This window comes from Pseudomonas sp. M1, assembly GCF_022760135.1.
GTDB classification, from domain to species: domain Bacteria; phylum Pseudomonadota; class Gammaproteobacteria; order Pseudomonadales; family Pseudomonadaceae; genus Pseudomonas; species Pseudomonas citronellolis.
This window is the reverse complement of the sequence record NZ_CP094343.1, coordinates 4,658,450-4,685,363: the sequence shown is the minus strand read 5'-3', so window position 1 is coordinate 4,685,363 and position 26,914 is coordinate 4,658,450. Positions and strand designations below refer to the sequence as shown.

The window sequence follows — 26,914 nt, the reverse complement described above, 5'->3', positions numbered from 1 at the left end:
CAGGCCCAGCACCGAAGCCACCAGCAGAACCCCCTTCGCGAGCAAGCTCGCTCCTACGAAAAGCGTTTCAGGCGTCTTCGGCCTCCACCTCCACCAGCAACTGGCGGCTCTTGACCTGTTCGCCCTTGCTCACCTGGATGCGGCGGATAATGCCGTCGACCCCGGCCTTGAGCGGATGTTCCATCTTCATCGCCTCCAGCACGAGCAGCAGCTGGCCCTTGCTGACCCGCGCGCCTTCGCTGACCAGCACGTCGACGATGGCGCCGTCCATCGGCGCCTTGACTGTACCCGACGCCGCGCCGCCCTGGGCGCCGGCGGGCTCGTGGGTGACGTCGCGCAGTTCCAGGTTGCCGTCGGCGCCATACAGCCAGACGCGTTCGCCCTGGGTATGGTGGGCGATGCGTCGGCGGATGCCGTTGACCTCGGCGACCACCCAGCGCTCGTCGATGGCGATCAGGCTCAGCGCCACCACCGATTCGCCGATGTAGGCCAGCAGCTTGGGCTGCGCGCCGGGCTCCAGCACGTCCAGTTCCACCGCGTGCTTCTGCTCGCCGTCGTGCAACTGGTAGCGCCAGGGTAGGCTGCCGGCGTTGCGCCAGCCGGCCAGGCCGCCCTGGTGCGCGCGGGCGCTGGCCGAGGCCTGGTAGAGCAGGGCGGCGGCCAGGGCCAGTTCTGCGGGCTGCGGCGCTTGCGGGCGCAGGCTGGGGTCGTCGGCGAAGTGTTCGGCGATGAACGCCGTGGTGGCGTTGCCGGCGGCGAATTCGGGGTGCCGGAGCAGGTTGGCGAGGAAGCGCTGGTTGGCCTTCACCCCGAGCAGCACGCAGTCCTCCACGGCGCGCACGAGCTTGCGCCGGGCCTCGTCGCGGGTGGCGCCGTAGGCGATCACCTTGGCCAGCATGGGGTCGTAGAAGGGCGTCACCGCCTGGCCTTCCACCAGGCCGTGGTCGATGCGGATGCCGTCCAGCAGCGGCGGCTCCCAGCGCAGCACTTCGCCGGTCTGCGGCAGGAATCCGCTGGCGGCGTCCTCGGCGTACAGGCGCACCTCGATGGCATGGCCGCGCAGCGGGATTTCCTCCTGCTTCAGCGGCAGCGGCTGGCCCTCGGCCACGCGGATCTGCCAGGCCACCAGGTCCTGGCCGGTGACCAGCTCGGTGACCGGGTGCTCGACCTGCAGGCGGGTGTTCATCTCCAGGAAGTAGAAGGCGCCGCTGGCGTCCAGCAGGAACTCCACGGTGCCGGCGCCGACGTAGTTCACCCGCGCCGCCGCCTTCACCGCCGCCTCGCCCATGGCCTGGCGCAGTTCGGCGCCGAGCACCGGGCAGGGCGCTTCCTCGATGACCTTCTGGTGGCGGCGCTGCACCGAGCAGTCGCGCTCGCCGAGGTAGACGAGGTTGCCGTGGCTGTCGCCGAACACCTGGATTTCCACGTGGCGCGGGCGGATCACCGCCTTTTCCAGGATCAGCTCGTCGCTGCCGAAGGCGTTCAGCGCTTCGGAGCGCGCGGTGCGCAGTTGCGCGGCCAGCTCGTCGGCCGCCTGCACCAGGCGCATGCCGCGGCCGCCGCCGCCGGCGCTGGCCTTGATCATCAGCGGGTAGCCGATGCGCTCGGCCTCGCGGGCCAGGGTGGCGTCGTCCTGCTCGGCGCCTTCGTAGCCGGGGATGCAGGGCACGCCGGCTTCGAGCATGGCCAGCTTGGACAGGCGCTTGCTGCCCATCAGGTGGATGGCTTCCACGCCGGGGCCGATGAAGACGATGCCGGCGGCCTCGCAGGCGCGGGCGAATCCGGCGTTCTCCGAGAGGAAGCCGTAGCCCGGGTGCACGGCGCCGGCGCCTGTGCGCCGCGCGGCGTCGAGGATGGCGGCGGCCTTCAGGTAGGACTGGCCGACCGGCGCGGGGCCGATGCACACGGCCTCGTCGGCCAGCTGCACGTGGCGCGCCTCGGCGTCGGCCTCGCTGTACACCGCCACCGTGCGGTAGCCCAGGGCCTGGGCGGTGCGGATCACCCGGCAGGCGATCTCGCCGCGGTTGGCGATGAGGATCTTGTCGAAGCTGGGCATGGATGTGCTCCTGCTGGCTTGGGTGTTGGTCGTGGGTACCCGCGTGCGCGGGAATCCGGCGACTACTGTGCCCAGTTGGGTTTGCGTTTCTGCACGAAGGCCAAGGTGCCTTCGGCGCCTTCCGCGCCGGTCACGGCGGCGGCGAACTGTTTTGCGGCCTCGTCCAGCAGCGGCCCCAGGGCCTCGGTCTCGGTGGCCAGCAGCAGCGCCTTGGTCTGCGCGTTGGCGCCGGGGGCGCAGCGGCGCACCTGCTCCAGGGTTTCCGCCAGGCGCTGGCCGAGCGCATCGGCGCTGGCCTCGCTGAAGTGCACCAGGCCCAGGCGCAGCGCCTCGCGGCCGTCGAAGCGGGCGGCAGTGAGCGCCAGGCGGCGGGCCTGGGTCAGGCCGATGCGCTTGACCACGAAGGGGGCGATCTGCGCCGGCAGGATGCCCAGGCTGGTTTCCGGCAGGCCGAACTGGGCGCCGTCGGCGGCGATGGCGATGTCCGACACGCAGGCCAGGCCGAAGCCGCCGCCGAGCACCGCGCCTTCCAGCACGGCGACCAGCACCTGCGGCTGCGCCTGGGCCTCTTCCAGCAGGCCGCCGAAGGCGCGGTTCAGCGCGGCGTAGGCGTCCGGGCCGGCGGCGCGGGCGCCGGCCATGTCCTTGATGTCGCCGCCGGCGCAGAAGTGCCCGCCGGCGCCGCGCAGGACGATGGTGCGCACTTCGCGTTCATCGCGCACCGCGGCCAGCACCGCGCGCAGTTCGCCGACCATGGCCAGGCTCATGGCGTTACGGCTGTCCGGGCGGTCGAGGGTGACGTGCAGCACGCCGCCATCGCGTTCCAGCAGCAGGGTTTCGCAGTTCGGCAATTCGCTCATGCCGCAAATCCTCATACGATCGCTTCAGGCTTCAGGCTTCAGGCTTCAGGCTTCAGGCTTCAGGCTTCAGGCCAGGGCGACGCATCGCCTGCCGCCTGCCGCCTGTAGCCTGCCGCCTGCAGCCGCTCTCACCCCTTCCTCTTGCCCGGCAGGGTGCCCATCAGCTTGCAGATGATGCCGAGCATGATCTCGTCGGCGCCGCCGCCAATGGACACCAGGCGGGTGTCGCGGTAGGCGCGGGAGATCGGGTTCTCCCACATGAAGCCCTGGCCGCCCCAGTACTGCAGGCAGGCGTCGGTGACCTCGCGGGCCAGGCGGCCAACCTTGAGCTTGGCCATGGAGGCCAGGCGGGTCACGTCCCTGCCGCGGATGTACTGCTCGGTGGCCTGGTAGGTGAGGGCGCGCAGGCACTCGATCTCGGTCATCAGCTCGGCCATGCGGAAGTGGATGACCTGGTTGTCGATCAGCGCCTGGCCGAAGGTCTTGCGCTCCTTGCAGTAGTCGATGGTGGCGTTGACGCAGTACTCCATGCCCTTGATCCCGCTGGCCGCGCCGAACAGGCGTTCCTCCTGGAACTGCAGCATCTGCATCATGAAGCCCGCGCCCTCGGCGCCGATGCGGTTGCGCTGCGGCACGCGCACGTCGTCGAAGAACACCTGGGCGGTCTCCGAGCTGCGCATGCCAAGCTTGTCCAGGTGCGGGCTGACGCTGATGCCCTTGCTCTTCATCGGCACCATGATCAGCGACTTGTTGACGTGGGGCTTGTCGTCGGAGGTGTTGGCCAGCAGGCAGATGAAGTCGGCCGACGGCGAGTTGGTGATCCACATCTTGCTGCCGTTGATGACGTAGTCGTCGCCGTCCTTGCGCGCGGTGGTCTTCAGCCCGGCCACGTCGGAACCGGCGCCGACCTCGGAGACGCCGATGCAGCCGACCATCTCGCCGGCGATGGCCGGGCGCAGGAACTCCTCGCGCAGTTCGTCGGAGCCGAAGCGGGCGAGGGCCGGGGTACACATGTCGGTCTGCACGCCGATGGACATGGGCACGCCGCCGCAGTGGATGGTGCCGAACTCCTCGGCGGCGACCACCGAGTAGCTGTAGTCCAGGCCCATGCCGCCGAACTTCTCCGGCTTGGAGATGCCCAGCAGGCCGAGGGCGCCGGCCTTCCTGAACACTTCGTGGATGGGGAAGCGGCCGTCCTTCTCCCACTGGTCGACGTAGGGATTGATCTCCTTGTCGACGAAGTTGCGGACGGTGCGGCGGAGTTCTTCGTGTTCCTGGGTGAAGAGCATTTTTGTTGTACTCCTTGAGCCTTGTCTGGTTCCCCACCTCTGGCCCTCTCCCCAACCCTCTCCCTGAAGGGAGAGGGGGCTGTCCGGAGTGGCCGGGTGGTCCGTTGCATGCCGGGTTGCTTTGGCTCCCTCTCCCTTCAGGGAGAGGGAGCCTGTATCAGGTCAGAACCTCGCTACCCCGAAACTGTTGCCCTTGAGCGGCCGTACCGCCGCCTCTGCGCAGATATCCAGCAGATAGCCCAGCAGCCGGCGGCTGTCGCGCGGGTCGATCAGCCCGTCGTCCCACAGGCTGGCGGTGCCGTAGAGCGCGGTGGACTGGGCGTCGAGCTTCTGCGCGGTCACCTGTTCGAGCATGTCGAGCATCTTCGCGTCGGCCTCCTTGCCCTCCTTGGCGTGCTTTTCCTCGGTGACGATGCGCAGCACCTTGCCGGCCTGGGCGCCGCCCATCACCGCGGTGCGGCTGTTGGGCCAGGCGAAGATGAAGCGCGGGTCCAGGCCGCGGCCGCACATGGCGTAGTTGCCGGCGCCGTAGGAGCCGCCGACCACCAGGGTGAGCTTGGGCACGCTGGCGTTGGCCACCGCCTGGATCATCTTCGAGCCGTGCTTGATCACGCCCAGGCGCTCGGACTCGGTGCCGACCATGAAGCCGGTGGTGTTGTGCAGGAACAGGATCGGCGTGTTGCTCTGCTCGCACAGCTGGATGAACTGCGCCGCCTTGGCCGCGCCCTGCGGGGTGATCGGACCGTTGTTGCCGATCAGGCCGCAGGCGTGGCCCTCGATGTGCAGGTGGCCGCAGACGGTCTGGGCGTCGAACTCGTTCTTGAAGGCGAGGAAGCGCGAACCGTCGGCGATGCGCGCGATGATCTCGCGCACGTCGTAGGGCTTGCGGGCGTCCGCCGGGACCACCCCGAGAAGCTCTTCGGCCGGGTACAGCGGCTCGTCCCATTGCCTGGCCGGGCGCGCCGGCAGCTGGGCGTTCCACGGCAGCGCGGCGAGAATCTCGCGGGCCAGGCGCACGCCGTCGGCGTCGTTCTCGGCCAGGTACTCGGCGGTGCCGGCGACCTGGGCGTGCAGCTCGGCGCCGCCCAGTTCCTCGTCCGTGGCCACCTCGCCGGTGGCGGCCTTGAGCAGCGGCGGGCCGGCGAGGAACATCTTGGCCTTGCCGCGCACCACCACCACGTAGTCCGACAGCCCCGGCTGGTAGGCGCCGCCGGCGGTGCTGGAGCCGTGCACGATCGTGACTTGCGGAATGCCGGCCGCCGACAGCCGCGCCTGGTTGGCGAAGCCGCGGGCGCCCTCGACGAAGATTTCCGCCGCGTAGTTGAGGTTGGCGCCGCCGCTCTCGGTCAGGGCCACCAGCGGCAGTTTGTTCTCCAGCGCCACCTGTTGCAGGCGCAGGGTCTTCTTCAGCCCGGTGGGCGAGATGGTGCCGCCCTTGATCGCGCTGTTGCTGGCGCTGACCAGGCAGCGCACCCCGGCCACGTAGCCGATGCCGGAGATGATGCCGCCGCCGGCCTGGGTGCCGTCCTTGTCGTCGTGCAACTTATAGCCGGCCAGGGAGCAGAGTTCGAGGAAGGGCGCGCCGGGGTCGAGCAACAGGTTCAGGCGCTCGCGCGGCAGCAGTTGGCCGCGCTTGTCGAACTTCGGCTTGGCCTCGGCGGCCTTGTCCAGCACCTTCTGCTCGACCTCGCGGAAGCTCGCCACGGCGGCCAGCATGGCCTCGCGGTTGCGGGCGAAGTCCTCGCCCTGGGTGTCGATTTCCGACTGGATCAGCGGCATGGCTTACTCCTGGCCCTTCAGCACGTCGGGCAGGTAGGCGCGGTGGAAGCCGTTGTAGGAGCGGCTCTGCCCGGGCTTGGCCTTGCTCAGCGGGAAGGCGCGGCTGCCCTGGCTGGCGGCGCCGTCGATGCGGATGGTGTTGCCGCTGATGAAGGCGGCGCCGGGGGAGAGCAGGAAGACGATGGCGGAGGCCACTTCCGACTCGGTGCCGATGCGCTTGAGTGGCACGTGCTCGCGCAGGGTCGGGATCACCGCCTTGAACGCGCCCTCGTAAGTGTCCATGCCGCTGGAGGCGATCCAGCCCGGCGCCACGGCGTTGACCCGCACCCCGGCGTGGCCCCACTCGACGGCGGCGGTCTTGGTGAAGTTCTCCATGCCGGCGCGGGCGGCGCCGGAGTGGCCCATGCCGGGCATGCCGCCCCACATGTCGGCGAGCATGTTGACGATGCTGCCGCCGGTCTTGCTCATGCTCTGGTTGAACACTTCGCGGGCCATCAGGAAGCCGCCCACCAGGTTGGTGCGCACCACCGCCTCGAAGCCCTTGAGGTTGATCGAGGCCAGCGGCGCGGGGTACTGGCCGCCGGCGTTGTTGACCAGGTGGTGGATCGGCCCGCGCTCGACGAGCACCTGCGCCACCAGCGCCTTCACCGCCTCCTCGTCGCGGATGTCGCAGCTGTGCCAGCTGGCGCTGCCGCCGTCCTCGACGATTTCGCCGGCGGTCTTCTCCAGCTTCTCGGCCTTGCGCCCGACCAGCACCACATGGGCGCCCAGGGCTGCCAGCTCATGGGCGGTGCAGCGGCCGATGCCGCTGCCGCCGCCGGTGACGATTACAGTCTGGCCGGCGAACAGGCCGGGCTTGAAGATCGAGTCGTATGCCATTGTTCTTGTCGTCCTGCTCAAGCGTTCGTTCTTGTCGTAGAAGAGCTGAGTTCATCGGCGATGTGCTGCGGCACCGCCACCGGGAATTCCAGCAGTTGCTGGGCGAAGGCCTTGCCCTGCGGGTCGATGCGCAGGCTGGCCACGCCGCCGCCGCCCAGGGCGTGCTCCAGCAGGAAGTTCAGGCTGTGGCTGGCCGGCAGGTACCAGCGGCTGACGCGGCCCAGCTGCGGGTCCAGCACGTGCTGCATCCACTCGGCCACCGCGCCTTCGCTCAGCGCCTCGGCGATCCACGGCAGGTACTCGGGCTTGCGCGCCATCACGCCGATGTTGCTGTGGTCGCCCTTGTCGCCGGAACGCGCCACTGCCAGCTTCACCAGCGGCACGCTGGCCGTGGCCTGGCCGGTGGCGGCAGGGGCTTGCGCGGCCTCGGCCAGGTTCGCCGGGTCGAAGTGCTCCAGTTGCGGCAGGGCGACGGCATGGCTGTCTTCGCCGATGCGCACCGCCAGTTGGCAGCGCGCCTTGTCCACCAGGAAGGAGAACAGGCGGATCACCGGGTACACCGTGGGCCGCCCGCCGACGATGCCGGTCAGGCCTGGAGCCATGCCGGTGGCGGCCTGGGCGATCTCGCGGGAGAACAGCAGCAGTGCCTCCTTGCGGGCGTGGCGCACGGCGAGCTTGACCACGATCTCGCGGCTGTCCCGGCGCCGGCCATGGGGACCGTAGGTGGCTTCGCTGCCGAGCAGTTCGATGCTGGTTTCGCGGTAGGGGCCCCAGCCGCGTTCGGCGAACATTTCCTCGGTCCTGGCGATGATCGCCCGGCTCACGCGCTCGGCCTTCTTCACTGCGTCGATGCCGGCGATCAGGCAACTGGCGGTGCAGCGGAAGCCGTCGGGGTAGGTGGCGCTGACCTTGTACTGGCCGGTGGGCGGCAGGCCGCGGGCGCCGCTGAGGGCGACGCGGTCGGGGCCGGCCTGGCGCAGCTGCACGCCGGTGAAGTCGCAGACCACGTCGGGCAGCAGGTAGGCGCGCGGGTCGCCGATCTCGTAGAGCATCTGCTCGCCGACGCTCAGCGGGGTGACCAGGCCGCCTGTGCCTTGCGGCTTGGTGACCACGAAGTCGCCGCTGGCCTGCACTTCGACGATGGGGAAGCCGATGTGCTCGTAGTCCGGCACGCTTTCCCAGTCGGTGAAGTTGCCGCCGGTGCACTGCGCGCCGCATTCGATGATGTGCCCGGCCAGCGCGGCCTGGGCCAGTTTGTCGTAGTCGTTCCAGGTCCAGCCGAACTCGTGTACCAGGGCGGCGCTGACCACCGCGCTGTCCACCACGCGGCCGGTGATGACGATGTCCGCGCCCAGCGCCAGCGCTTCGACTATGCCGGGCGCGCCCAGGTAGGCGTTCATCGACACGCACATCGGCGGCAGCGGCGCGCCGCTGAACATTTCCACGGTCCCGGCCTTGGCCAGTTCGCCGGCCTGGGGCTGCAGGTTGTCGCCTTCCAGCACGGCGATCTTCAGCTGCACCCCGGCCTTCTCGCAGGCGGCCGCCAGGGCCTTGGCGCAGGCCTGCGGGTTGACCCCGCCGGCATTGCTGACGACGCGGACGCGCTTGCCGGCGATCTCGCCCAGCAGCGGCGCCAGCACTTCGACGAAGTCGGTGGCGTAGCCCGCCTCGGGGTTCTTCAGGCGCGCGCCGGCCATGATCGACAGGGTGATTTCGGCCAGGTAGTCGAACACCAGGTAGTCCAGCTCGGCGCCCTTCACCAGCTGGGCGGCGGCGCTGCAGGTGTCGCCCCAGAAGGCCGAGGCGCAGCCGATGCGTACGGTCTTGGTCATTGTTCTGCCCGTGACGGTCGAGAGGTGTTTCGACATTACCAAGCAAGCGCTTGGTTGAAAAGAGGGCATAAGCGCCAGACAACCCAACCAAGTGATGGCCAAGCGCTTGCTTGGTTGCCGCCGCAGGCATACATTTCACCTGTATGCACAAGTACTTGCGTGGCGATCATGGAATCGCCCTGAACAGTGGTGGCCGGATGGCGGACGAGGGGAGAGCAGAGCGTGGATGACCAGAAAGCGCGCGAAGTGATGCTGGAGCTGGTGGCGAACGGGCAGGTCACCGACCCGGAGAGCGCACGCGGCAAGCTGCTGCAGACCGCCGCCCACCTGTTCCGCGCCAAGGGCTACGAACGCACCACGGTGCGCGACCTGGCCGGTGCCGTGGGCATCCAGTCCGGCAGCATCTTCCACCACTTCAAGAGCAAGGACGAAATCCTGCGCTCGGTGATGGAGGAGACCATCCTCTACAACACCGCGCTGATGCGCGCCGCCCTGGCCGACGCCGAGGACCTGCGCGAGCGCCTGCTGGCGCTGATCCGCTGCGAGCTGCAATCGATCATGGGCGGCACCGGCGAGGCCATGGCGGTGCTGGTCTACGAGTGGCGCTCGCTGTCGCCGGAGGGCCAGGCCTATATCCTCGGCCTGCGCGACATCTACGAGCAGATGTGGCTGGACGTGCTCGGCGAGGCGCGCGCCGCCGGCTACTGCGAGGGCGACCCGTTCATCCTGCGGCGTTTCCTCACCGGCGCGCTGTCCTGGACCATGACCTGGTTCCGCCAGGACGGCAGCATGACCCTCGACGACCTGGCCGAGCAGGCCCTGCTGCTGGTCTACAAGGCCGCCTGATCAGCCCAGGCCCAGGTGCAGCGGGTAGCTCAGCAGCAACAGGTGCACGCTGTTGACCACCCCGTGCAGGAGGATGGGCACCAGCATGCGCCCGCTGAAGTGCAGCGCCAGGCCGTAGCCGAGTCCGGCGATGCCGGCCACCACGGCGAACTGGCCGCTGAAGGGCAGGTGCGCCAGGCCGAACAGCAGGCTGCTGACAATGATCCCGGCGGGGGCGCCCAGGCGCTCCACCAGCGAGGTCTGCAGCAGGCCGCGGAAGATCAGTTCCTCGGTCAGGGCGATCACCGCGAAATTCACCAACAGCCAGATCCACAGGCCGTCCGGCCATTTCGGCCGCCACACCACCAGGCCCAGGGCGGTGGCCAGCAGCGGCACGGCGAACAGGGTGGCGACCACGGTGATGCCGGCATAGTCCGGCGAGGCCCCCGCCAGCGGCGGCCGGCGCAGCCACCAGGCGAGCAGGGTGACGCCGGCCAGCGCCTTGTCCCAGGACAGGCGCAGCGCGTAGGCCGGGGCGTCGGCGGAGAGCTGCCGCGGCGGCCAGAGCGTCCACGACTGGGTGCCGGGCAGCAGGTGCGCGGCCAGGGCGAAGCTCGCCAGCAGGCACACCGGCCACCAGAGCAGCCAGGGCAGGCGTTGTTCGCCGTAGAGTGTCCAGGCGACGAAGAGTGCGCCTATCAAGAGCCCCAGGGGTTGGACGAATCCGAGGGCGAAACCGCCGAGCAGGAGCAACCCTGGCAGCAGCGGGAGTAGCTTCCTGAGCATCGTGTCCTCCATCCACCGGCCGCAGTCTAGGCAATTCGCCCTGCCTGATCCATGCCTGCGGCGGTGAATGAGGGAAATGACCTCGGGCGCCGGGGCGGCCGGCGGCGCTCAGCGCTTGTCGTCGCGGGCGTCCTGGGCGTCCATTTCGGCGTTGCGCTGATGGATGCGCTTGAGCTGCTCCTCGGTCAGCGGCAGCTTGCGGGCGCTGTCGCGCAGCAACAACAGGCCGCCGAGGATGGAGCCCAGGGCGAGGGCGATGATCAACCAGGCGTACCAGGGCATGGCGTTCTCCTTGGGATGCGAGCTTTCACCATAAACCCGCGCGCCCGGCTTGTCAGTGCGTGGCGGTTTTCGGACGCAGGCTTGTTGCCGGCGTATGACCTTCCCGTGAAGGATGCGTGGCGCGCGACCGCTGTCACATGATGGCAATCTGGACCTGATTGACTGGCGGACATTTCAGCCAGCGGAGTCCGCCGATGACCACCAGCGCCCTGCACGCACTCCTGCGCGCCGTGGAACCGCTGCAGGCGCAGATGAGCCTCAGCGACGTCGCCGACCGCCTGCTCACCGCCGAGCATCGCGCCTTCCTCTCGCTGCCGGTGGTGGACGGGCAGGGCCGCCCGCTGGGGCTGATCAGCCGCTACACCCTGCAGGACATCTTCATGCAGCGCTTCGGCCGCGACCTCTGGGGCCGCCGCCCGGTCAGCGAGATGATGAACGCAAGCCCCTTGCGGGTGGACATCGAGTGGAGCCTGGAACAGGCGGCGCAGCAGGTCACCGCGCAGCTGAAGTACCCGATCACCGAGGACTTCATCCTGGTCGACGGCGAAGGCGCCTACCTGGGCCTGGGCACCGTGCTCGACCTGCTCAAGGCCATGGAGGCGCGCATCGCCCAGCGCAACCGCGTGCTGCGCAAGGCCCTGGTCGACCTGCGGGAATCCCAGGCGCAGCTGGTGCAGTCGGAGAAGATGGCTTCCCTGGGGCAGATGGTCGCCGGCGTCGCCCACGAGCTGAACACCCCGCTGGGCTACGTGCGCAACAACCTCGAACTGATCCGCGAACAGCTCCTGCCGCTGCTGCAGCTGGCCGAGAGCCAGGCCGAGCTGGCGGACTGCCTGAACGACGCGGCCTGCGACGAGGCGCGCCTGGCCCGCGCGCTGCAAACCGCCGGGCAGGTGCGCGCGGAAGCCGCCCTGGAGCAACTGCTGGGCGACCTCGACCAGCTATTCGGCGACACCACCTACGGCCTGGCGCAGATCGGCGAGCTGGTCGGCGGGCTCAAGGACTTCGCCCGCCTGGACCGCGCCATGAGCGAGGAGGTGGACCTCAACGAGTGCGTGAAGAGCGCGCTGCTGATCGCCCGCAACAGCATCAAGGACAAGGCCGAGATCATCCGCCAGCTCGGCGAGCTGCCGCCCATCGCCTGCGCGCCCTCGCAGATCAACCAGGTGCTGCTCAACCTGTTCACCAACGCCGCCCAGGCCATGGACGGCTACGGCCACATCCACGTCAGGACCTGGGCCGACGAGGCGGCGGTGTACGTCTCGGTGCAGGACAACGGCAAGGGCATGCCCGCCGAGGTGCTGGCGCGCATCTTCGACCCCTTCTTCACCACCAAGCCGCCGGGCCAGGGCACCGGCCTGGGCCTGTCGATCAGCTACAAGATCGTCCAGGACCATGGCGGCAGCATCCGCGTCGCCTCCGAGCCGGGGCGCGGCACGCGATTCCTCATCCGCCTGCCGTGCGCGCAGGCCAGCGACCTGAAACGGAGTGCCTGACATGACCCAGCCGCTCAAGGCCCTGCCGCAGTCCGGCCAGGCCCGGCCCACCGGCCTGACCCGCATCCTCTTCGTCGACGACGAGGAGCGCATCCTGCGCAGCCTGGCCATGCAGTTCCGCCGGCACTACGAGGTGCTCACCGAGTCCGACCCGCGGCGCGCCCTGGAGCGCCTGCGCAGCGAGCCGGTGCAGATTCTCGTCAGCGACCAGCGCATGCCGCAGATGAGCGGCGCCGAGCTGCTGGCCCGGGCCCGCGAGATCGCCCCGGACTGCCTGCGCATCCTGCTCACTGGCTATTCCGACCTGGACGCGGCGGTGGAAGCGCTGAACAACGGCGGCATCTTCCGCTACCTGACCAAGCCCTGGGACCCGCAGGAAATGGCCTTCACCCTGCGCCAGGCGGCGGAGATCGCCGGGCGCCAGGCCGCCGCGCCCGACCTGCAGGCCATCAGCCGGCTGGCCGCGCCGCTCAACGTCTTGCTGCTGGACGACGCCGCCGACACCCTGGCCTGCGTCGGCGACTTCTGCGCCGCCGGCAATCACCAGCTGCACCGCGCGCGCAACCTGGCCGAGGCGCTGCTGCGGCTGAACGCCGAGCCCATCGACATCCTGATCAGCGACCTGAGGCTCGCCGGCGAGGACACCGCGCCGCTGCTCAAGTCCCTGGCCCAGGCCCACCCGCGCCTGCTCAGCCTGGTGGTGACGCCGTTCCGCGACACCCAGGACCTGCTGGCGCTGATCAACCAGGCGCAGATCTTCCGTTACCTGCCCAAGCCGATCCGCCGCGGCCTCTTCGAAAAGGGCCTGAAGGCCGCCGCCGAACAGGCCCAGCTGTGGCGCGCGCAACCGCAGCCGCAGGTGGCGCGCCTGGCCGAGGCGCCGCGCGAGGAGCGCGAGCGGGAGAAGGTCGGCAGCCTGCTGGGCATGCTCGGCCGCCTGCGCGAGCGCCTGAGCGTATAGGACGGGCAACGCGTCGCCGGAAGCTGCCGGCGGCGGCGCTTTCTGCGACAATGCGCGGCGTTTTTCAGAATCCCCCCGCGAGAGAGCCCATGTCCGTCTGCCAGACCCCGATCATCGTCGCCCTGGATTTCCCCACCCGCGAGGCCGCCCTGGCGCTGGCCGACCAGCTCGACCCGAAACTGTGCCGGGTGAAGGTGGGCAAGGAACTCTTCACCAGTTGCGCCGCGGGTATCGTCGAGACGCTGAACGGCCGCGGCTTCGAGGTGTTCCTCGATCTGAAATTCCACGACATCCCCAACACCACCGCGATGGCCGTGCGCGCCGCCGCCGAGATGGGCGTGTGGATGGTCAACGTGCACTGCTCCGGCGGCCTGCGCATGATGGCGGCCTGCCGCGAGACCCTCGACGCCTTCAATGGCCCGAAACCGCTGCTGATCGGCGTGACCGTGCTGACCAGCATGGAGCGCGAGGACCTGGCCGGCATCGGCCTGGACGTCGAGCCCCAGGAACAGGTGCTGCGCCTGGCGGCCCTGGCCGAGAAGGCGGGCATGGACGGGCTGGTCTGCTCGGCCCAGGAGGCCCCGGCCTTGAAAGCCGCGCACCCGGCCCTGCAACTGGTCACTCCGGGCATCCGTCCGGCCGGCAGCGCCCAGGACGACCAGCGCCGCATCCTCACCCCGCGCCAGGCCCTGGACGCCGGCTCCGACTACCTGGTGATCGGCCGCCCGATCAGCCAGGCCGCCGATCCGGGCGCGGCGCTGGCGGCGATAGTCGCTTCCCTGGCCTGAACGAGGGGGCGTTCGTGCCACAGGGGCGTCCGGCGTGGTTGATGAACCAATCGCGGACGGAGTCCTCCTACGTCCGTGCTTCCCTGAACCCTAGGATGGGTTGAGCGATACCCATGCTGCCGTGGTGATGGGTATCGCTTCGCTCAACGCCATCCTACGAAAAGCCGTGCTTCCTGGAACCGTAGGAGCGGACTCTGTCCGCGATTCGGACTTCCAGAGAAACCTCCGAGCGCACCGGAACGCCCCTTCAGCAGGCCGATTTGGTTCCTTTTTGCGGGGGTGGCCTTCCACCGTTTGACAAAAGGGACTCGCCCGGGGGGCGAAACAAGACGGTCGGGCAAACTCGGAGCGGCGCAGAAACACCCAAGCCAAGGCAGCGCAAGCGCTGTTCGCGGGAATGACGAGGGTGGGAGGATGGCGCCTGACCGACGCATCGCTCAGGACAGCCCCCTCTCCCGCTTGCGGGAGAGGGCTGGGGAGAGGGTGCTCTCGAATTCAGCACCGAAAGTCCCCGGCAAACACCGTTCGCGAGCAAGCCGCCCCTCAACGCACCAAAACCTCCCGCGGCCGCTCCACCCACCGCGCCCGCAGCGCGTCATACACCCAGTTGAAGGCAATGGTGTACGGCAGGAAGAACAGAATCAGCCCGATATCCAGCACGAACGCCTCCACCAGACCGATACCCAGCCACCAGGCCGCCAGCGGCACCAGCATGAAGATCAGGCCCAGCTCGAACAGCGAGGCGTGCAGCACGCGCACCGGCAGGGTGCGGGCGAACTGCAGGCGCCGCTGGGCGCGGTCGAACAGGGTGTTGTAGACCATGTTCCACAGCGTGGCGATCAGCGAGAACATCAGCGTCAGGGCGCCCATGTGGCCCAGCGGCTGGTCCATCAGCCAGGCCAGGGTCGGGGCGCAGATGGCCAGGGCGATGAATTCGAAGAGCAGGGCGTGGAACAGCCTTTCCTTCAGCGTCTTTTGCATGCTCATGGGTTTTCTCCAGATAAAGAGGGGCCCCACCGGGCCGGCTGGCGGCTATTCTCATCGGTTGAAGGGTTGTTTCGAAGTTGGCTAGCATCGGCAAAACCGATGGACGAGGCCCCCATGCAATATTCCCCCGAATCCCTCCAGGCCTTTGCCGAGGCCGCCTGCCTGGGTTCCTTCAGCGCCGCCGCGCGCAAGCTGGGCAAGAGCCAGTCCACCGTCAGCGAGGCCATCGCCCGCCTGGAGATCGACCTGGGCCTGGAGCTGTTCGACCGCAGCGCGCGCCAGCCGAAACTGACCGAGGCCGGCAAGGCCCTGCTCGGCCGCGTCGAGGAAGTGCTGATGGCCAACGACCGCCTCGGCCAGTTGGCCGGGCAGCTCTCGGCGGGAATGGAGCCGCGGCTGACCCTGGCGATGTCCGACACCTACCAGTCCGAACCCTTCGAGAAGCGCCTGGCGGAAATCGACCAGCACTTCCCGGACATCGAGTTCGAATGGCTGATCGCCGAGCACGGCGACGTCATCGACCTGGTCGGCCAGGGCCGCGCTTCCCTCGGCCTGCTCGCCGCGCAGCCGAACTATCCGCCGGACATCGGCTCGGCCACCCTCGGCGAATGCGCCGAGTTCGGCCTGTTCGTCAGCCGCGCGCACCCGCTGGCGCAGCTGGAAAAGGTCGAGCGCAGCGACCTGCTGGGCCACCGCAACCTGCGCCTGAACACCTTCATCGACGACGCCGAGCCGCCCCTGGGCGGGCGCTGCTGGTCGGCGCCGACCTACCTGCTGCTGCTGGACATGGCGGTGCTCGGCTTCGGCTGGGTGGAACTGCCGACCTGGATGAACCAGCGCTTCGCCAATGGCCGCCTGCACCCGCTGCAGGTGCCCGGCTGGCCGCGCAGCGTGGCGGTCGACGTGGTCTGGTCGCGACAGCGCAGCCTGGGCCCGGCGGCGCGCTGGCTGGTGCAGCGGCTGCTGGCCAGTTGAGCCGGCCCCGTCACAGTTTGTGGCCAAGCGGCCTGTTCGCTGCCGCGGCGGGCCAGTAGGATCGGACTTTTCGTCTGCACGGCACGAGGTGAGGATGCGCGGCAAGCTGGAGCAATGCCTGGAAGCGGTGGACCGGATCCTGCTGGGCAAGCAGGTCCAGGTGCGCCTGGCCATGACCTGCCTGCTGGCCCGCGGGCACCTGCTGATCGAAGACCTGCCGGGGATGGGCAAGACCACCCTCAGCCATGCCCTGGCGCGGGTGCTGGGGCTGAGTTTCCAGCGCATCCAGTTCACCTCCGACCTGCTGCCCGGCGACGTGCTCGGCACCTCGGTCTTCGACAAGGACACCGGGCAGTTCGTCTTCCACCCCGGACCGATCTTCGCCGAGCTGGTGCTGGCCGACGAGATCAACCGCGCCACGCCCAAGGCGCAGAGCGCGCTGCTGGAGGCCATGGAAGAGGGCCAGGTGACCATCGAGGGCGCCACCCGGCCGCTGCCCGAGCCCTTCTTCGTGATCGCCACGCAGAACCCGGTGACCCAGGGCGGCACCTTCGCCCTGCCCGAATCCCAGCTCGACCGCTTCCTCATGCGCCTGTCCCTGGGCTACCCGGGGCGCGCGGCGGAGAAGGCCCTGCTGCTGGGCGAGGCGCGCCGCGACCTGCTGCCGCGCCTGGAGCCGATCCTCACCCCCGACGAGCTGGCGGCGCTGCAGGCCGAGGTGCCGAAGGTCCACGTCAGCGACGCCCTGGTCGACTACGTGCTGCGCCTGGCCGAGGCCACCCGCAGCCAGCCGGCCTTCGCCCTCGGCCTGTCGCCGCGCGGCAGCCTGGCGCTGCTGGCCGCGGCGCGCGCCTGGGCCTTGCTGGCCGGGCGCGACTACGCCATCCCCGAGGACGTCCAGGCGGTGCTGCCGTCGGTGGCCGGGCACCGCCTGCGCGACCAGGCCGACCCTTCCGGGCACGGCGGCGGCGCCCTGGTGCAATGGCTGCAGCGCGAAGTCCCGGCGCTGTGAGCGGGGCCCGGCCATGCTGGTGAAGGTCCGCCCGCTGTGGCAGAGCTGGATCGCCCGGCGCATCCCGCCGTCGCCCTCGTTGCAGCTGAACCAGCGGCGCATCTTCATCATCCCCTCGGGGCAGGGCGTGGCCTTCGGCGTCGCCGTGGTCCTGCTGCTGCTCACCGCCATCAACTACCAGAACAGCCTGGCCTACGGCCTGACCTTCCTGCTGCTGTCGCTGTTCATCGTCGCCATCCTGCACACCTACCGTAACCTCGGCGGCCTGCGCTTGACCGCGCTGGGCGCGCTGCCGGTGTTCGTCGGCGAGCAGGTCTGCTTCCGCGTGCGCCTGGAAGGCGAAGGCCGCGAACGCCGGGCCATCGGCCTCGGCTGGTCGGAACAGGCGCTGCAGTACGCCGATGTGCGCGCCAATGGCGCCGAGGAACTGCTGCTGACGCTGCCGGCCGAGCGCCGCGGCTGGCTGCGCCCGGGCCGCCTGCGGGTGGAGAGCCGCTTCCCCCTGGGCCTGCTGGTGGCCTGGAGCTGGCTCGACCTGGACCAGGCCGGCCTGGTCTACCCGCGCCCGCTGCCCGCCGACCTGCCCCTGGAAGGCGGCCGCGCCGACGAGCACGATGAAGGCCTGCGCGCCAGCGGCAGCGGCGCCGACGACTTCCAGGGCCTGCGCCCCTACCAGAGCGGCGACTCGCGCCGGCGTCTGCACTGGAAGGCCTACTCCCGCGGCCAGGGCCTGTTGGTGAAGGACTTCGCCGCGCTCAGCGGGCGCGACCTCTGGCTGGACTTCGAGCTGCTCGGCGGCGACGTCGAGACGCGCCTGTCCTGCCTCTGCCACTGGGTGCTGCAGTTGTCCCTGCGCGGCCAGAGCTTCGGCCTGCGCCTGCCCGGCGTGCAGCTGCCGCTGGCCAGCGGCGATGCCCACCGCGGCGCCTGCCTGCGCGAGCTGGCGCTGTTCGGAGTACGGCCGTGAGCCAGCAGCCGATCCCGCGCATAGCCCTGACCTGGTTGCTGGTGGCCCAGGCCCTGGTGATACTGCCGCACCTGGAGCACCTGCCGTTCTGGGTGGTGGGCTTCTGGCTCGGCTGCGCGGCCTGGCGCGTGCAGGTCTACCGCATGCGCGCGCGCTACCCCAACGGCCTGGCCAAGCTGGCCCTGGTGATCGCCGCCGGCATCGGCGTGTGGCTGTCGCGCGGCTCGCTGATCGGCCTGGACGCCGGCGTGGTGCTGCTGATCGCCGCTTTCGTCATCAAGCTGGTGGAGCTGAAGACGCGCCGCGACGCCCTGGTGCTGATCCTGCTCGGCTTCTTCGCCGTGGCCACCAGCTACCTGTTCGACGCCAGCCTGCTGGCCGCGGCCTTCAGCCTGCTGCCGGTCACCGCGCTGCTGGCGGCGCTGATCGGCCTGCAGCAGAGCAGCTTCGCCGAAGGCCCCTGGCGCACCCTGCGCCTGGCCGGCGGCCTGCTGCTGCAGGCGCTGCCGCTGATGCTCCTGCTGTTCCTGCTGTTCCCGCGCCTGGGCCCGCTGTGGTCGCTGCCGCTGCCCGGCGGCCAGGCCACCACCGGGCTCAGCGACTCGATGATGCCCGGCGACTTCGTCGAGCTGAGCCAGTCCACCGAGCTGGCCTTCCGCGTCAAGTTCGACGACGCCGCGCCGCCCCAGGAGCAGCTCTACTGGCGCGCCCTGACCCTGGAGAATTTCGACGGCCAGCGCTGGACGCAGTCCTGGCAGGGGCGCAGCGAACGGGCGCCGGACTGGCGCAGGCAGGGGCCATCGCTGAGCTACCAGGTGATCATGCAGCCCAGCTCGCGGCCCTGGCTGTTCACCCTCGACGTCGCCGAGGGCGGCCCGGACGATGCGCGCATGATGAGCGACTTCCGCCTGGAGCGGCGGCGCCCGGTGCAGGACGTGCTGATGTACCGCGCCAGCTCCTGGCCCCGGGCCCTGCGCGAGCCGGACAGCAGCGCCACGGCGCTGCGCCGCGACCTGCAGCTGCCGGCCCGCGGCAACCCGCGCGCGCGGGCCTGGGCCGCAGAGCTGCGCGAGCGCTACCCGCAGCCCGAGGCGCTGGTGCAGGCGGTGCTGCGCCACTTCCACGACCAGCCCTACGCCTACACCCTGCGTCCGCCGGCCACCGGCGAGGAGCGCATCGACGGCTTCCTGTTCGACACCCGCCGCGGCTTCTGCGAGCACTACGCCGGGGCCATGACCTTCGTCCTGCGCGCGGCCGGCATCCCGGCGCGGGTGGTCACCGGCTACCAGGGCGGCGAGCTGAACCCGGCCGGCGACTACCTGCTGGTGCATCAGTTCGACGCCCACGCCTGGGTCGAGTACTGGTCGCCGGGCGCGGGCTGGCGCAGCGTCGACCCGACCTTCCAGGTCGCCCCCTCGCGCATCGAGCGCGGCCTGCAGGCGGCGCTGGCGGAGGAGGGCAGCTTCCTCGCCGACTCGCCCTTCGCCCGCCTGCGCTATGGCGGTTTCGGCCTGCTCAGCCAACTGCGCCTGAGCTGGGATAACCTCAACTACGACTGGCAGCGCTGGGTGCTGGGCTACCAGGGCGAGCAGCAGGCGGGCCTGTTGCGGGCCTGGTTCGGCGCGCGCGACAGCCTCTGGACCGGCGTGCTGCTGGTGGGTGGCGGGGCGCTGTCGCTGGGCCTGCTGGCGCTGCTGCTGTTCAAGCCCTGGCGGCGGACGCGGGATGCGCAGCTGCGCAGCTTCGAGCGCTTCGAACAGCTTCTGGCTGCCCAGGGCCTGCAGCGCCACGCCGGCGAAGGGCCGCGCGCCTTCGCCGAGCGGGCGATGGTTGCGCTGCCGGCCCAGGCCGCGAGCATCCAGGCCTACCTGGCGGCGTTCGAACGCCAGCGCTACGCCGGCGCCGCTTCCGCGCCGCAGGAACTGCGCGGGCAACTGGCGCGGCTGCGCCGGCAACTGCCCTGGTGGCTGACCCGGCGTGGCCGCTGAAACGCCTTGCGACCATCGGCCACGGGCGGCGGCTTGCCGCCGATGCGCCGCCAGCTAACCTCATAGATTCCAGGCCCCGACGGACGGAGTTCGCCGTGTCATCCTTCAGCGACTATCTGGTTTCCCATGTGATCGAGCAGGAGGTGGCCCTGTTCGCGGCCTCCGAGCGCCTGCGCGCGCGCTCCGACAGCGAGGCTTTGCACGACCTGCGCATCGCCGTGCGGCGCCTGCGCAGCCTGCTGCATCCGGCCCAGGGCATGCCCGGCATCGACGAGATCGAGGCGGCGCTGAGCGAACTGGGCCGCCTGAGCGGGCCGCTGCGCGACCTCGAAGTGCTGCTGCCGGTGCTGGAAGCCGAAGGCCTGGAAAAGGCCGCCGCATTGCGCCGGCCGGCACTGACCTCCGGCTACCTGGCGCTGCTCGCCAGCCCGCAGTGGGACCGGCTGATGCGCCTGCTCGACGGCTGGCCGATGCTCTGGCGCACCGCCGAACGCCACGGCGTGCTCGAAGGCCTGCACGCCCAGGTGCGCAAGCGCCTGGCCAAGCAGTGGCACAAGCTGCGCGAAGCCCTCAAGGACCCGGCCCACGACCGCCATCGCCTGCGCCTGCTGATCAAGCGCGTGCGCTACGCCCTGGAGGCCTACCCGAAGGATTCGCCCTTGCCGCAGAAGGTGCTGGCGCCGCTGAAGGAGGCCCAGTCCACCCTGGGCACCTGGCACGACTACGAGCAGTGGCTGATCCGCAGCGAGCGCGAACTCGACCTGATGCCCCTGCAGCCGCACTGGAACGCTCTGCACGACCTGGCCGAGCGGGATGCCGACGAGAGCCTGGAGCGGCTGCTCAAGGCGCTGGGCTGAGCGCCATCCGCCGTTTTCAACGACGGATGATCGCGGACGGAGTCCTACCTTGCGCGGAGGTGCTCTTCGTAGGATGGGTTGAGCTTGCGATACCCATGCTGCCGTGGTGATGGGTATCGCTTCGCTCAACGCCATCCTACGAAAAGCCGTGCTTCCTGGAACCGTAGGCGCGGACTCCGTCCGCGATTGGTTCATCAACCACGCCGTTTGACCATGGCATCCGGCCGCTCCGGGTTCGGCCTTGGCGCGGCTCATGGCTTGGGTATCTCGGCGGATAACCGCCACAGGGTCATGCCTCACTCCCATCTATGAACGAACATTCGCCCCTTGAGTGGACCCGCGTTCAGCCCTAAGGATGGTTGCCAGCCCCGCCGCCTTTCCCCCTAAGATGCCCCCTGACCCAGTCAGCAGGAGGCGACGATGACCTTTCCCGAACTCATCCAGGCGGTGCGCAATGCGCCGGAAAAAGTGGTGATCCCGGCACAGTGGGGCCAGGGCCGCGCCAGCTTCGGCGGCCTGGTGGCGGCCATGGCCTACGAGGCGATGGCCGCCGTCGCCGAGGCCGGGCGGCCATTGCGTTCGCTGGCCGTTACCTTCGTCGGCCCCGTCGAGCCGGAAGTGCCGGTGAGCTTCCAGGCCGAGGTGCTGCGCGAAGGCAAGGCGGTCAGCCAGGTGTTCTGCCGCGCCGTGCAGAACGGCCAGGTGCTGACCCTGGCCCAGGCCAGCTTCGGCTTGCCGCGCGAATCGGTGGTGCAGGTCGAGGGCCTGCCGGCGCCGGCCTTCAAGGCAGTGGACGACTGCCAGGAGCTGCCCTTCATCCGCAAGCTGATGCCCGAGTTCACCCGCCACATCGCCATGCGCTGGGCTGTGGGCGGCATGCCCTTTTCGTCGAGCACTTCACGGGAGATGGGTGGCTGGATGCGCTTCCGCGGCGACGGCGTGGGCGACGAGCCGATGGAGGTCGGCCACCTGCTGGCGCTGATCGACGCCTGGCCGCCGGCGACCCTGCCGATGCTCAAGACGCCGGCGCCGTCCAGCTCGCTGACCTGGACCATCGAATTCGTCCAGCCGCAACCGGCCCTGCCGGCCAACGGCTGGTGCCAGTACCTGGCGACCATCGAACACGCCCGCGACGGCTACGGGCACATCGCCGCCCAGTGCTGGACGGCGGACGGCCAGCTGCTGGCGATCTCGCGGCAGACCGCGACCATCTTCGGCTAGGGCTCAGCGCCGGCGGTTGCGCCAGGCGCGCCACCAGGCGCCGCTGAGGACGAAGCGCGGGAAGGTGACGAACTGCTCGGCGAGCAGGCGGCTCACGGCGTCCTTGCGGTCGCTGAACGGCTCGGGGGCCTGTTCCTCCAGCTTGTGTCCGCGGCCCTGGATGGCCAGCGCGGCGACCATGCCGATGACGCCCAGCAGGATGCTGCCCAGGCTCAGCTTGAACAGCCCGCCCAGCAGCACCAGGGCGGCGACCACGAACAGCGGCACCGCCACCAGGTGCAACGCCAGGTTGGTCGGGTTGCGGTGGTTGGCGGCGTAGCCTTGCCATTGCCAGGCGAACAGGTTGGGATGACGTTTGCCCATAGGCGGACTCCTTTTCCGGTCTTGCCCGTTTTCACGGACGCTTGCACAAAGTCTAGGTCTCTGGCGGGCGCGCGGCGAGTGACTATCGCCTATGGCTTCGATAGCCGGAAACGACGCGGCCCGGACAATGCCGGGCCGCGTGGGGCAGAGCGGGGCGATTACAGGCGCAGCTGGCGGATCGCCCGGCTCAGCTCGCCGGCCAGCTCGGCCAACTGGTGGCTGGTGCCGGCCGAATCCACCGTCTGCTGCACGGTCAGCTCGGTGACGTCGCGGATGCCCACCACCGAGCGCGTCATCTCCTCGGCCACCTGGCTCTGCTGCTCGGCGGCCACGGCGATCTGCGTGTTGCTCTCGCGCATCAGCGCCACCGCCCCGGCGATGGCCGCCAGCGCCTCGCCGGCCTCCTGGGCCTGCTCGACGCAGCCGTCGGCCTTGATCGAGCTTTCCTGCATGAATTCCACGGCGTCGCGGGTGCCGGACTGCAGGGCGTTGATCATCTGGGTGATCTCGTCGGTGGAGTCCTGCACGCGCTTGGCCAGGTTGCGCACCTCGTCGGCCACCACGGCGAAGCCGCGGCCCATCTCGCCGGCGCGGGCGGCCTCGATGGCGGCGTTGAGGGCGAGCAGGTTGGTCTGCTCGGCGATGCCGTGGATGACGCTGACCACGCTGCTGATCTTCTGGCTGTCCTCGGCCAGCTGCTGGATCATCTGCGCGGTCTGTTGCACACCCTGGGACAGCCCGGCGATGGACTCGCCGACGCGGCCCACCACCTGCTGGCCGGCGCCGGCCAGGCGGTCGGCTTCCTGCGACTGGTCGCGGGTGTCGGCGGCGTGCTGGGCGATGTGGTGCACGGTGGTGGACATCTCGTTGATCGCGGTGGCGGCCTGGTCGGTCTCGCTCTGCTGGCCGAGCATGCCCTGGCGCACCTGGCCCATGCTCTGGGCGAGGGTGCGCGCGCCTTCGTCGAGGCGCCCGGCGGCCTGGGCCACGGTGCCGACCACGCGCTGGTAGCCGGCCTGCATGGCGTTGAAGGCAGTGGCCATCTGGCCCACCTCGTCGCGGCTGTCCAGCGGCACGCGGGCGGAAAGGTCGCCGCTGCGCTCCACGTGCTGCATCACATCGCGCAGTTTCAGCAGGTGGGTGAGGATGAAGCGGATCAGCAGTTGCGAGGCGGCCAGCAGGGCCATCATCAGCACCAGCACCGCGCCGGCGTAAGCCAGGGCGCGCTCGCCGAACACCTGCCAGAGATCGGCCCCGGGGGCCAGCACCGCGATGCGCTGGCCGTCGCCGGCATCCCGCACCCAGGCGCCGGCCAGCGGGCCGAGGCGGCTGGAGGCGCCGCCCAGGTCGACCCAGCCGTTGCCGCGAGCCAGCGCGCCGGTGTCCACGCCCGGCAGTTGCGGGGCGCTGCCGCTGGCGAAGCTCAGCAGGTTGTCGGCGCTGGGCAGCGCCGTGCCGGCCGGCCAGTTCTGCAGCAGCCGGGCCTGGGCCTCGGCGCCCTGGCGGGCGGCCTGGTTGCGTGCGTCCACCTCCTGGTGCATGGCGAACAGCACGAGCAGCAAGGTGGTGAAGAAGGCGACCGCGTTCACGGCCCAGAACTTGTACTTCAGAGAGATATCGCGGATCCAGGCGCCCATGGGGATGCTTCTTGTAGTGGGAATGATGGCTTTTGGCCTTCATTCTCGTTGAAGAGAAGAAGTCTGTCTTGATGAGGGTCAAGACAGCTTCGCCTCCCAGGTTAGCGTCGCTTTCCGGACATTCTTGAGGGGTATTCGTCAGCCTTGTTCGGCAATTTCCGACAGGCCAAAGAAGCGCCGGGCGCAGGCCGTGGTATGGGCCGCCAGGTCGTCTTCCGTCTCGCCGCGATGCAGGGCGGTGATGCGCAACACCTCGGGGAGGAAGGCCGGCTCGTTCTGCCCGTGCTTCGGCTTTGGCCGCAGGCTGCGCGGCAGCAGGTAGGGGGCGTCGCTCTCCAGCATCAGGCGGCCGCGGGGGATCTCCCGCACCAGCTCCTGCAGGTGGGTGCCGCGGCGCTCGTCGCAGATCCAGCCGGTGATGCCGATGTGCAGGTCGAGATCGAGATAGTTGTAGAGCGTGCGCCGCTCGCCGGTGAAACAATGCACCACGGCGGCCGGCAACTGGTCGCGGAAGCCCTTGAGGATGGCCAGCAGGCGCTCGCCGGCGTCGCGCTCGTGGATGAACACCGGGCGCTGCAGCTCCACGGCCAGGGCCAACTGCTCCTCGAAGGCCTTTTCCTGTTGCGGCCGCGGCGAGAAATCCCGATTGAAGTCAAGGCCGCATTCGCCCACCGCGCGTACCCTGTCTTCCGCCAGCAGGCCCCGCAGGGTGGCGGCGCTGGCGCTGTTCCACTGCGAAGCATCGTGCGGGTGGACGCCGGCGGTGCAGAACAGCCGTTGGCCGCTTTCGTCGTATTCGCGGCACAGGCGCAGGGCGGCTTCGCTCTCGTCGAGGCTGGTGCCGGTCAGCACCATCTGCACCACGCCGGCGCCGATGGCCTGCTCGATGACCGCCTGTAGCCGGTTGGCGAAAGTCGGATGAGTGAGGTTGACGCCAATGTCGATCAGTTGCATGGTTCACCGGGGTCTGAAGATGTTTGATCACGAACCGCGTTGCTGCGTCAAATGGCGCCAGGTTAGGCGCGGGACGCCGGGAATGGTGCCCCCTTGCCAAGTCCCGCAACGACGCATGGCGCCATTTGCCGCGCAACCCGAAGGGACGGGCCTGTTTTTGTGCGGTACGTCGTTGCTCGTCGTTTATTTGGAATGACCAAACCGCTCTCCTCGCGCCTAGTCCCGCACAAAAACAGGCGCCGTCGCGGTCGTGATCAAACATCTTCAGACCCCTGTGGATTCGGGCGGGCAGCATAGCAGAATCTTCTGTTTTCTTAAGAAAGCCTTAAAAAACAGCCTGTTGAATGCACTTGTGAAAGTGCTTCGGGAATTTTGGATTGGCATCGATCTCCGCTTGTGAGACGCTCGCGCCCCTTTTTCGGGGCCGGGAACTTGCGGAGGGCGCCGCTTTCTTAGGACCTCGTTTACGATCTCGCGAGCTAGAGCAGAACAAGGCAAAAACAGGCGAGGAAGCGCAGTTTAGATTTCTAAATGAGCATTACTCGCCTGTTTTTAACGCAGTTATGCCGACGCGCAGCAGATCGTAATCAGGTTCTCAGTGGACCGCCGGCGAATCACCAATCCTTGGAGACCTGGATGACGCGACTGCTGCTGCTCACTCTCTGCTTGCTGGCATGGCTGCCGCAGCCGGCGGCCGCGCGCCTGACCAGCCAGCCGGACAACTGGCAGCGCGAGAGCGCCGACACCCGCGATCTGGCCAGCATCCGCAGCAGCGGTGTGCTGCGCGTGCTGGTCAACCAGAGCCGCAACAGCTCCGGCGAGATCAAGGGCGAGCCCATCGGCGTCGAGTACAACCGCCTGCGCGCCTTCGAGCAATACCTCAACGACAACGCCCCCGGGCGCAAGCCGCTCACCCTGAAGTTCATTCCCAAGGCCAAGGACCAGTTGCTGGCCGCGCTGCTGCGTGGCGAAGGCGACCTGGTCGCCCCCGGCGAGGTGCTGGTGGCCCGCGACGGCCAGGACGTCGCCGCCAGCCTGCCGTGGCGCCAGGATGTGCCGCTGGTGCTGGTTTCGCGCCAGGGCAACAAGCGCTATGCGCGCCTGGAGCAGTTGGCCGGCAAGCGCATCGCCCTGGCCCCCGGCAGCGCCGCCGGCGAGGCTATTCAGCAGGTCAACGAGCGCCTGGCGCAACGCCGCCTGGCGCCTATCGGTATCGACTGGGTGGACCCGTCCCTGGCGGTGGAAGACGTGCTGGAGATGGTCCAGGCCGGCATCTACCCCTGCACCGTGGTGGAACAGCCGATCGCCGAGCGCTGGGCCAAGGTGTTCAAGAAGATCCGCATCGACCGCCACCTGGTGCTCGACAACCGGCGGAACATGACCTGGTACGTGCGCCGCGACGCCTCCATGCTGCACGCCAGCGTCGACCGCTTCCTCAAGGACTACCACGCCCCGGCGGAGCAGGACGGCAACTTCCAGCGCCTGTACCGCCACGCCTACCAGGTGCGCAACCCGTTGGAGAAGGGCGACCGCAAGAAGCTCGAAGCGGTGCGCCCGACCCTGCAGCGCTTCGCCGAGCAGTACCGCCTCGACTGGCTGGCCCTGGCCGCGGTGGCCTACAAGGAATCCAACCTCACCCCCGGCGCCCGCGGCGCGTCCGGCGCCACCGGGCTGATGCAGGTCACCCCGGCGGCGGCGCGCAGCGTCGGGCTGCGTTCGGTGGAGGGCAAGGAGAACAACGTGCAGGCCGCCAGCAAGTACCTGGCCATGCTGCGCCGCAGCTACTTCAACAGCCCGCGCATGGACGAGCACGAGCGCCTGGGCTTCATCCTCGCCGCCTACAACATCGGCGCCGAGCGCGTCCAGGGCCTGCGCGCCCAGGCCCGCCGCCAGGGCCTGAACCCGGACCGCTGGTTCTTCCAGGTGGAGCGCGTGGCGGCCCAGGAAGTGGGCATGGGCGTGGTGAACTACGTCAGCAGCGTCAACAAGTACTATCTTGCCTATCAGCGGGAGCGCGATGGGTTGGAGTCCCGGCAGCGGGTAGCTTCCGTCCAGAAGTAATCGGTCTTTCCGATATGTTTTAGCGTGTTTTTGCGCTTTTTATATCGATTAGATGATCT

At 69.3% G+C, this 26,914-nt stretch carries 23 protein-coding genes; 11 read left to right on the top strand and 12 right to left on the bottom strand.

What is annotated here, in order from left to right; translation table 11 throughout:
- Positions 1 to 67: 67 nt before the first annotated feature.
- The 6 genes from atuF to PM1_RS20505 all read right to left on the bottom strand — a co-directional run bounded on the left by atuF (position 68) and on the right by PM1_RS20505 (position 8,695).
- Positions 68 to 2,056 (bottom strand): geranyl-CoA carboxylase subunit apha, encoded by a 1,989-nt coding sequence (gene atuF, locus PM1_RS20530; protein ID WP_009621495.1) that lies wholly within the window; start codon positions 2,054 to 2,056, stop codon positions 68 to 70.
- A gap of 62 nt (positions 2,057 to 2,118) precedes the next feature.
- Positions 2,119 to 2,916 (bottom strand): isohexenylglutaconyl-CoA hydratase, encoded by a 798-nt coding sequence (gene atuE, locus PM1_RS20525; protein WP_009621497.1) that lies wholly within the window; start codon positions 2,914 to 2,916, stop codon positions 2,119 to 2,121.
- 128 nt (positions 2,917 to 3,044) lie between these two features.
- Positions 3,045 to 4,205, bottom strand: a complete 1,161-nt coding sequence (atuD, locus tag PM1_RS20520) for a citronellyl-CoA dehydrogenase (protein ID WP_009621499.1) — start codon at positions 4,203 to 4,205, stop codon at positions 3,045 to 3,047.
- Positions 4,206 to 4,367: 162 nt separating this feature from the next.
- The gene (gene atuC, locus PM1_RS20515) at positions 4,368 to 5,984 is read right to left on the bottom strand and encodes a geranyl-CoA carboxylase subunit beta (protein WP_009621500.1); all 1,617 of its coding nucleotides are present in this window, start codon (positions 5,982 to 5,984) and stop codon (positions 4,368 to 4,370) included.
- 3 nt (positions 5,985 to 5,987) lie between these two features.
- Positions 5,988 to 6,863 carry an SDR family oxidoreductase gene (locus PM1_RS20510; RefSeq protein ID WP_009621515.1) on the bottom strand — a complete coding sequence of 292 codons (876 nt, stop codon included), beginning with the start codon at positions 6,861 to 6,863 and terminating at the stop codon, positions 5,988 to 5,990.
- Between the two features lie 17 nt (positions 6,864 to 6,880).
- A complete protein-coding gene (locus PM1_RS20505) occupies positions 6,881 to 8,695 on the bottom strand; it encodes an acyclic terpene utilization AtuA family protein (protein WP_009621520.1) in 1,815 nt (604 codons plus the stop codon).
- Positions 8,696 to 8,917: 222 nt separating this feature from the next.
- Here PM1_RS20505 and PM1_RS20500 point away from each other — a divergent pair, with 222 nt between their 5' ends.
- Positions 8,918 to 9,541, top strand: coding sequence for a TetR/AcrR family transcriptional regulator (locus tag PM1_RS20500; protein ID WP_009621522.1), 624 nt, complete (start codon positions 8,918 to 8,920; stop codon positions 9,539 to 9,541).
- Here the strand turns inward: PM1_RS20500 and PM1_RS20495 are convergent, their stop codons facing one another.
- Together PM1_RS20495 and PM1_RS20490 are read right to left on the bottom strand one after the other, a co-directional pair.
- Complete coding sequence (locus PM1_RS20495; protein ID WP_009621524.1) at positions 9,542 to 10,306, bottom strand: CPBP family intramembrane glutamic endopeptidase; 765 nt, start codon at positions 10,304 to 10,306, stop codon at positions 9,542 to 9,544.
- Between the two features lie 108 nt (positions 10,307 to 10,414).
- Positions 10,415 to 10,588 (bottom strand): DUF2897 family protein, encoded by a 174-nt coding sequence (locus PM1_RS20490; RefSeq protein ID WP_009621525.1) that lies wholly within the window; start codon positions 10,586 to 10,588, stop codon positions 10,415 to 10,417.
- A 194-nt stretch (positions 10,589 to 10,782) separates the two neighbouring features.
- On the opposite strand from PM1_RS20490, the gene PM1_RS20485 reads away from it, so the two are divergent.
- From PM1_RS20485 to pyrF, 3 genes are all read left to right on the top strand, one after another.
- A complete protein-coding gene (locus tag PM1_RS20485; RefSeq protein ID WP_009621527.1) occupies positions 10,783 to 12,084 on the top strand; it encodes a sensor histidine kinase in 1,302 nt (433 codons plus the stop codon).
- A gap of 1 nt (position 12,085) precedes the next feature.
- On the top strand, positions 12,086 to 13,045 hold the full coding sequence (locus PM1_RS20480) for a response regulator (protein ID WP_009621529.1): 960 nt from the start codon (positions 12,086 to 12,088) through the stop codon (positions 13,043 to 13,045).
- Between the two features lie 89 nt (positions 13,046 to 13,134).
- Positions 13,135 to 13,833: an orotidine-5'-phosphate decarboxylase gene (pyrF, locus tag PM1_RS20475; RefSeq protein ID WP_009621531.1), complete on the top strand. Its 699-nt coding sequence runs from the start codon at positions 13,135 to 13,137 to the stop codon at positions 13,831 to 13,833.
- Positions 13,834 to 14,376: 543 nt separating this feature from the next.
- On the opposite strand, the gene PM1_RS20470 is transcribed toward pyrF, so the two are convergent.
- Positions 14,377 to 14,820: a multidrug/biocide efflux PACE transporter gene (locus PM1_RS20470; protein ID WP_009621533.1), complete on the bottom strand. Its 444-nt coding sequence runs from the start codon at positions 14,818 to 14,820 to the stop codon at positions 14,377 to 14,379.
- Between the two features lie 114 nt (positions 14,821 to 14,934).
- Between PM1_RS20470 and PM1_RS20465 the strand changes: the two genes are divergently transcribed.
- From PM1_RS20465 to PM1_RS20440, 6 genes are all read left to right on the top strand, one after another.
- Positions 14,935 to 15,795, top strand: coding sequence for a LysR family transcriptional regulator (locus tag PM1_RS20465; RefSeq protein WP_009621535.1), 861 nt, complete (start codon positions 14,935 to 14,937; stop codon positions 15,793 to 15,795).
- Positions 15,796 to 15,889: 94 nt separating this feature from the next.
- Complete coding sequence (locus PM1_RS20460) at positions 15,890 to 16,807, top strand: AAA family ATPase (RefSeq protein WP_009621537.1); 918 nt, start codon at positions 15,890 to 15,892, stop codon at positions 16,805 to 16,807.
- A gap of 13 nt (positions 16,808 to 16,820) precedes the next feature.
- On the top strand, positions 16,821 to 17,774 hold the full coding sequence (locus PM1_RS20455) for a DUF58 domain-containing protein (RefSeq protein WP_009621539.1): 954 nt from the start codon (positions 16,821 to 16,823) through the stop codon (positions 17,772 to 17,774).
- Entirely contained in the window at positions 17,771 to 19,762 is a 1,992-nt protein-coding gene (locus PM1_RS20450; protein ID WP_009621541.1) for a transglutaminase TgpA family protein, read from the top strand. The genes PM1_RS20455 and PM1_RS20450 overlap by 4 nt, the downstream gene beginning before the upstream one ends.
- A gap of 95 nt (positions 19,763 to 19,857) precedes the next feature.
- Positions 19,858 to 20,619 (top strand): CHAD domain-containing protein, encoded by a 762-nt coding sequence (locus PM1_RS20445; protein ID WP_009621543.1) that lies wholly within the window; start codon positions 19,858 to 19,860, stop codon positions 20,617 to 20,619.
- Positions 20,620 to 21,039: 420 nt separating this feature from the next.
- Positions 21,040 to 21,840 (top strand): acyl-CoA thioesterase, encoded by an 801-nt coding sequence (locus tag PM1_RS20440; RefSeq protein WP_009621545.1) that lies wholly within the window; start codon positions 21,040 to 21,042, stop codon positions 21,838 to 21,840.
- A gap of 3 nt (positions 21,841 to 21,843) precedes the next feature.
- Here PM1_RS20440 and PM1_RS20435 read toward each other — a convergent pair whose 3' ends face one another.
- The 3 genes from PM1_RS20435 to PM1_RS20425 form a co-directional block, all read right to left on the bottom strand.
- Entirely contained in the window at positions 21,844 to 22,203 is a 360-nt protein-coding gene (locus PM1_RS20435; protein ID WP_009621548.1) for an Mpo1-like protein, read from the bottom strand.
- Positions 22,204 to 22,361: 158 nt separating this feature from the next.
- On the bottom strand, positions 22,362 to 23,840 hold the full coding sequence (locus PM1_RS20430) for a methyl-accepting chemotaxis protein (RefSeq protein ID WP_009621550.1): 1,479 nt from the start codon (positions 23,838 to 23,840) through the stop codon (positions 22,362 to 22,364).
- 138 nt (positions 23,841 to 23,978) lie between these two features.
- The gene (locus PM1_RS20425) at positions 23,979 to 24,794 is read right to left on the bottom strand and encodes a TatD family hydrolase (protein WP_009621553.1); all 816 of its coding nucleotides are present in this window, start codon (positions 24,792 to 24,794) and stop codon (positions 23,979 to 23,981) included.
- A 636-nt stretch (positions 24,795 to 25,430) separates the two neighbouring features.
- On the opposite strand from PM1_RS20425, the gene PM1_RS20420 reads away from it, so the two are divergent.
- The gene (locus PM1_RS20420) at positions 25,431 to 26,855 is read left to right on the top strand and encodes a transglycosylase SLT domain-containing protein (protein WP_009621555.1); all 1,425 of its coding nucleotides are present in this window, start codon (positions 25,431 to 25,433) and stop codon (positions 26,853 to 26,855) included.
- The last annotated feature ends 59 nt before the right edge of the window (positions 26,856 to 26,914 follow it).

What these genes read in the sequence shown, in the direction of transcription:
- atuF (WP_009621495.1), bottom strand. Translation starts at nt 2,056, where the DNA reads ATGCCCAGCTTCGACAAGATCCTCATCGCCAACCGCGGCGAGATCGCC.
- atuE (WP_009621497.1), bottom strand. Translation starts at nt 2,916, where the DNA reads ATGAGCGAATTGCCGAACTGCGAAACCCTGCTGCTGGAACGCGATGGC.
- atuD (WP_009621499.1), bottom strand. Translation starts at nt 4,205, where the DNA reads ATGCTCTTCACCCAGGAACACGAAGAACTCCGCCGCACCGTCCGCAAC.
- atuC (WP_009621500.1), bottom strand. Translation starts at nt 5,984, where the DNA reads ATGCCGCTGATCCAGTCGGAAATCGACACCCAGGGCGAGGACTTCGCC.
- PM1_RS20510 (WP_009621515.1), bottom strand. Translation starts at nt 6,863, where the DNA reads ATGGCATACGACTCGATCTTCAAGCCCGGCCTGTTCGCCGGCCAGACT.
- PM1_RS20505 (WP_009621520.1), bottom strand. Translation starts at nt 8,695, where the DNA reads ATGACCAAGACCGTACGCATCGGCTGCGCCTCGGCCTTCTGGGGCGAC.
- PM1_RS20495 (WP_009621524.1), bottom strand. Translation starts at nt 10,306, where the DNA reads ATGCTCAGGAAGCTACTCCCGCTGCTGCCAGGGTTGCTCCTGCTCGGC.
- PM1_RS20490 (WP_009621525.1), bottom strand. Translation starts at nt 10,588, where the DNA reads ATGCCCTGGTACGCCTGGTTGATCATCGCCCTCGCCCTGGGCTCCATC.
- PM1_RS20485 (WP_009621527.1), top strand. Translation starts at nt 10,783, where the DNA reads ATGACCACCAGCGCCCTGCACGCACTCCTGCGCGCCGTGGAACCGCTG.
- PM1_RS20480 (WP_009621529.1), top strand. Translation starts at nt 12,086, where the DNA reads ATGACCCAGCCGCTCAAGGCCCTGCCGCAGTCCGGCCAGGCCCGGCCC.
- pyrF (WP_009621531.1), top strand. Translation starts at nt 13,135, where the DNA reads ATGTCCGTCTGCCAGACCCCGATCATCGTCGCCCTGGATTTCCCCACC.
- PM1_RS20470 (WP_009621533.1), bottom strand. Translation starts at nt 14,820, where the DNA reads ATGAGCATGCAAAAGACGCTGAAGGAAAGGCTGTTCCACGCCCTGCTC.
- PM1_RS20465 (WP_009621535.1), top strand. Translation starts at nt 14,935, where the DNA reads ATGCAATATTCCCCCGAATCCCTCCAGGCCTTTGCCGAGGCCGCCTGC.
- PM1_RS20460 (WP_009621537.1), top strand. Translation starts at nt 15,890, where the DNA reads ATGCGCGGCAAGCTGGAGCAATGCCTGGAAGCGGTGGACCGGATCCTG.
- PM1_RS20455 (WP_009621539.1), top strand. Translation starts at nt 16,821, where the DNA reads ATGCTGGTGAAGGTCCGCCCGCTGTGGCAGAGCTGGATCGCCCGGCGC.
- PM1_RS20440 (WP_009621545.1), top strand. Translation starts at nt 21,040, where the DNA reads ATGACCTTTCCCGAACTCATCCAGGCGGTGCGCAATGCGCCGGAAAAA.
- PM1_RS20435 (WP_009621548.1), bottom strand. Translation starts at nt 22,203, where the DNA reads ATGGGCAAACGTCATCCCAACCTGTTCGCCTGGCAATGGCAAGGCTAC.
- PM1_RS20430 (WP_009621550.1), bottom strand. Translation starts at nt 23,840, where the DNA reads ATGGGCGCCTGGATCCGCGATATCTCTCTGAAGTACAAGTTCTGGGCC.
- PM1_RS20425 (WP_009621553.1), bottom strand. Translation starts at nt 24,794, where the DNA reads ATGCAACTGATCGACATTGGCGTCAACCTCACTCATCCGACTTTCGCC.
- PM1_RS20420 (WP_009621555.1), top strand. Translation starts at nt 25,431, where the DNA reads ATGACGCGACTGCTGCTGCTCACTCTCTGCTTGCTGGCATGGCTGCCG.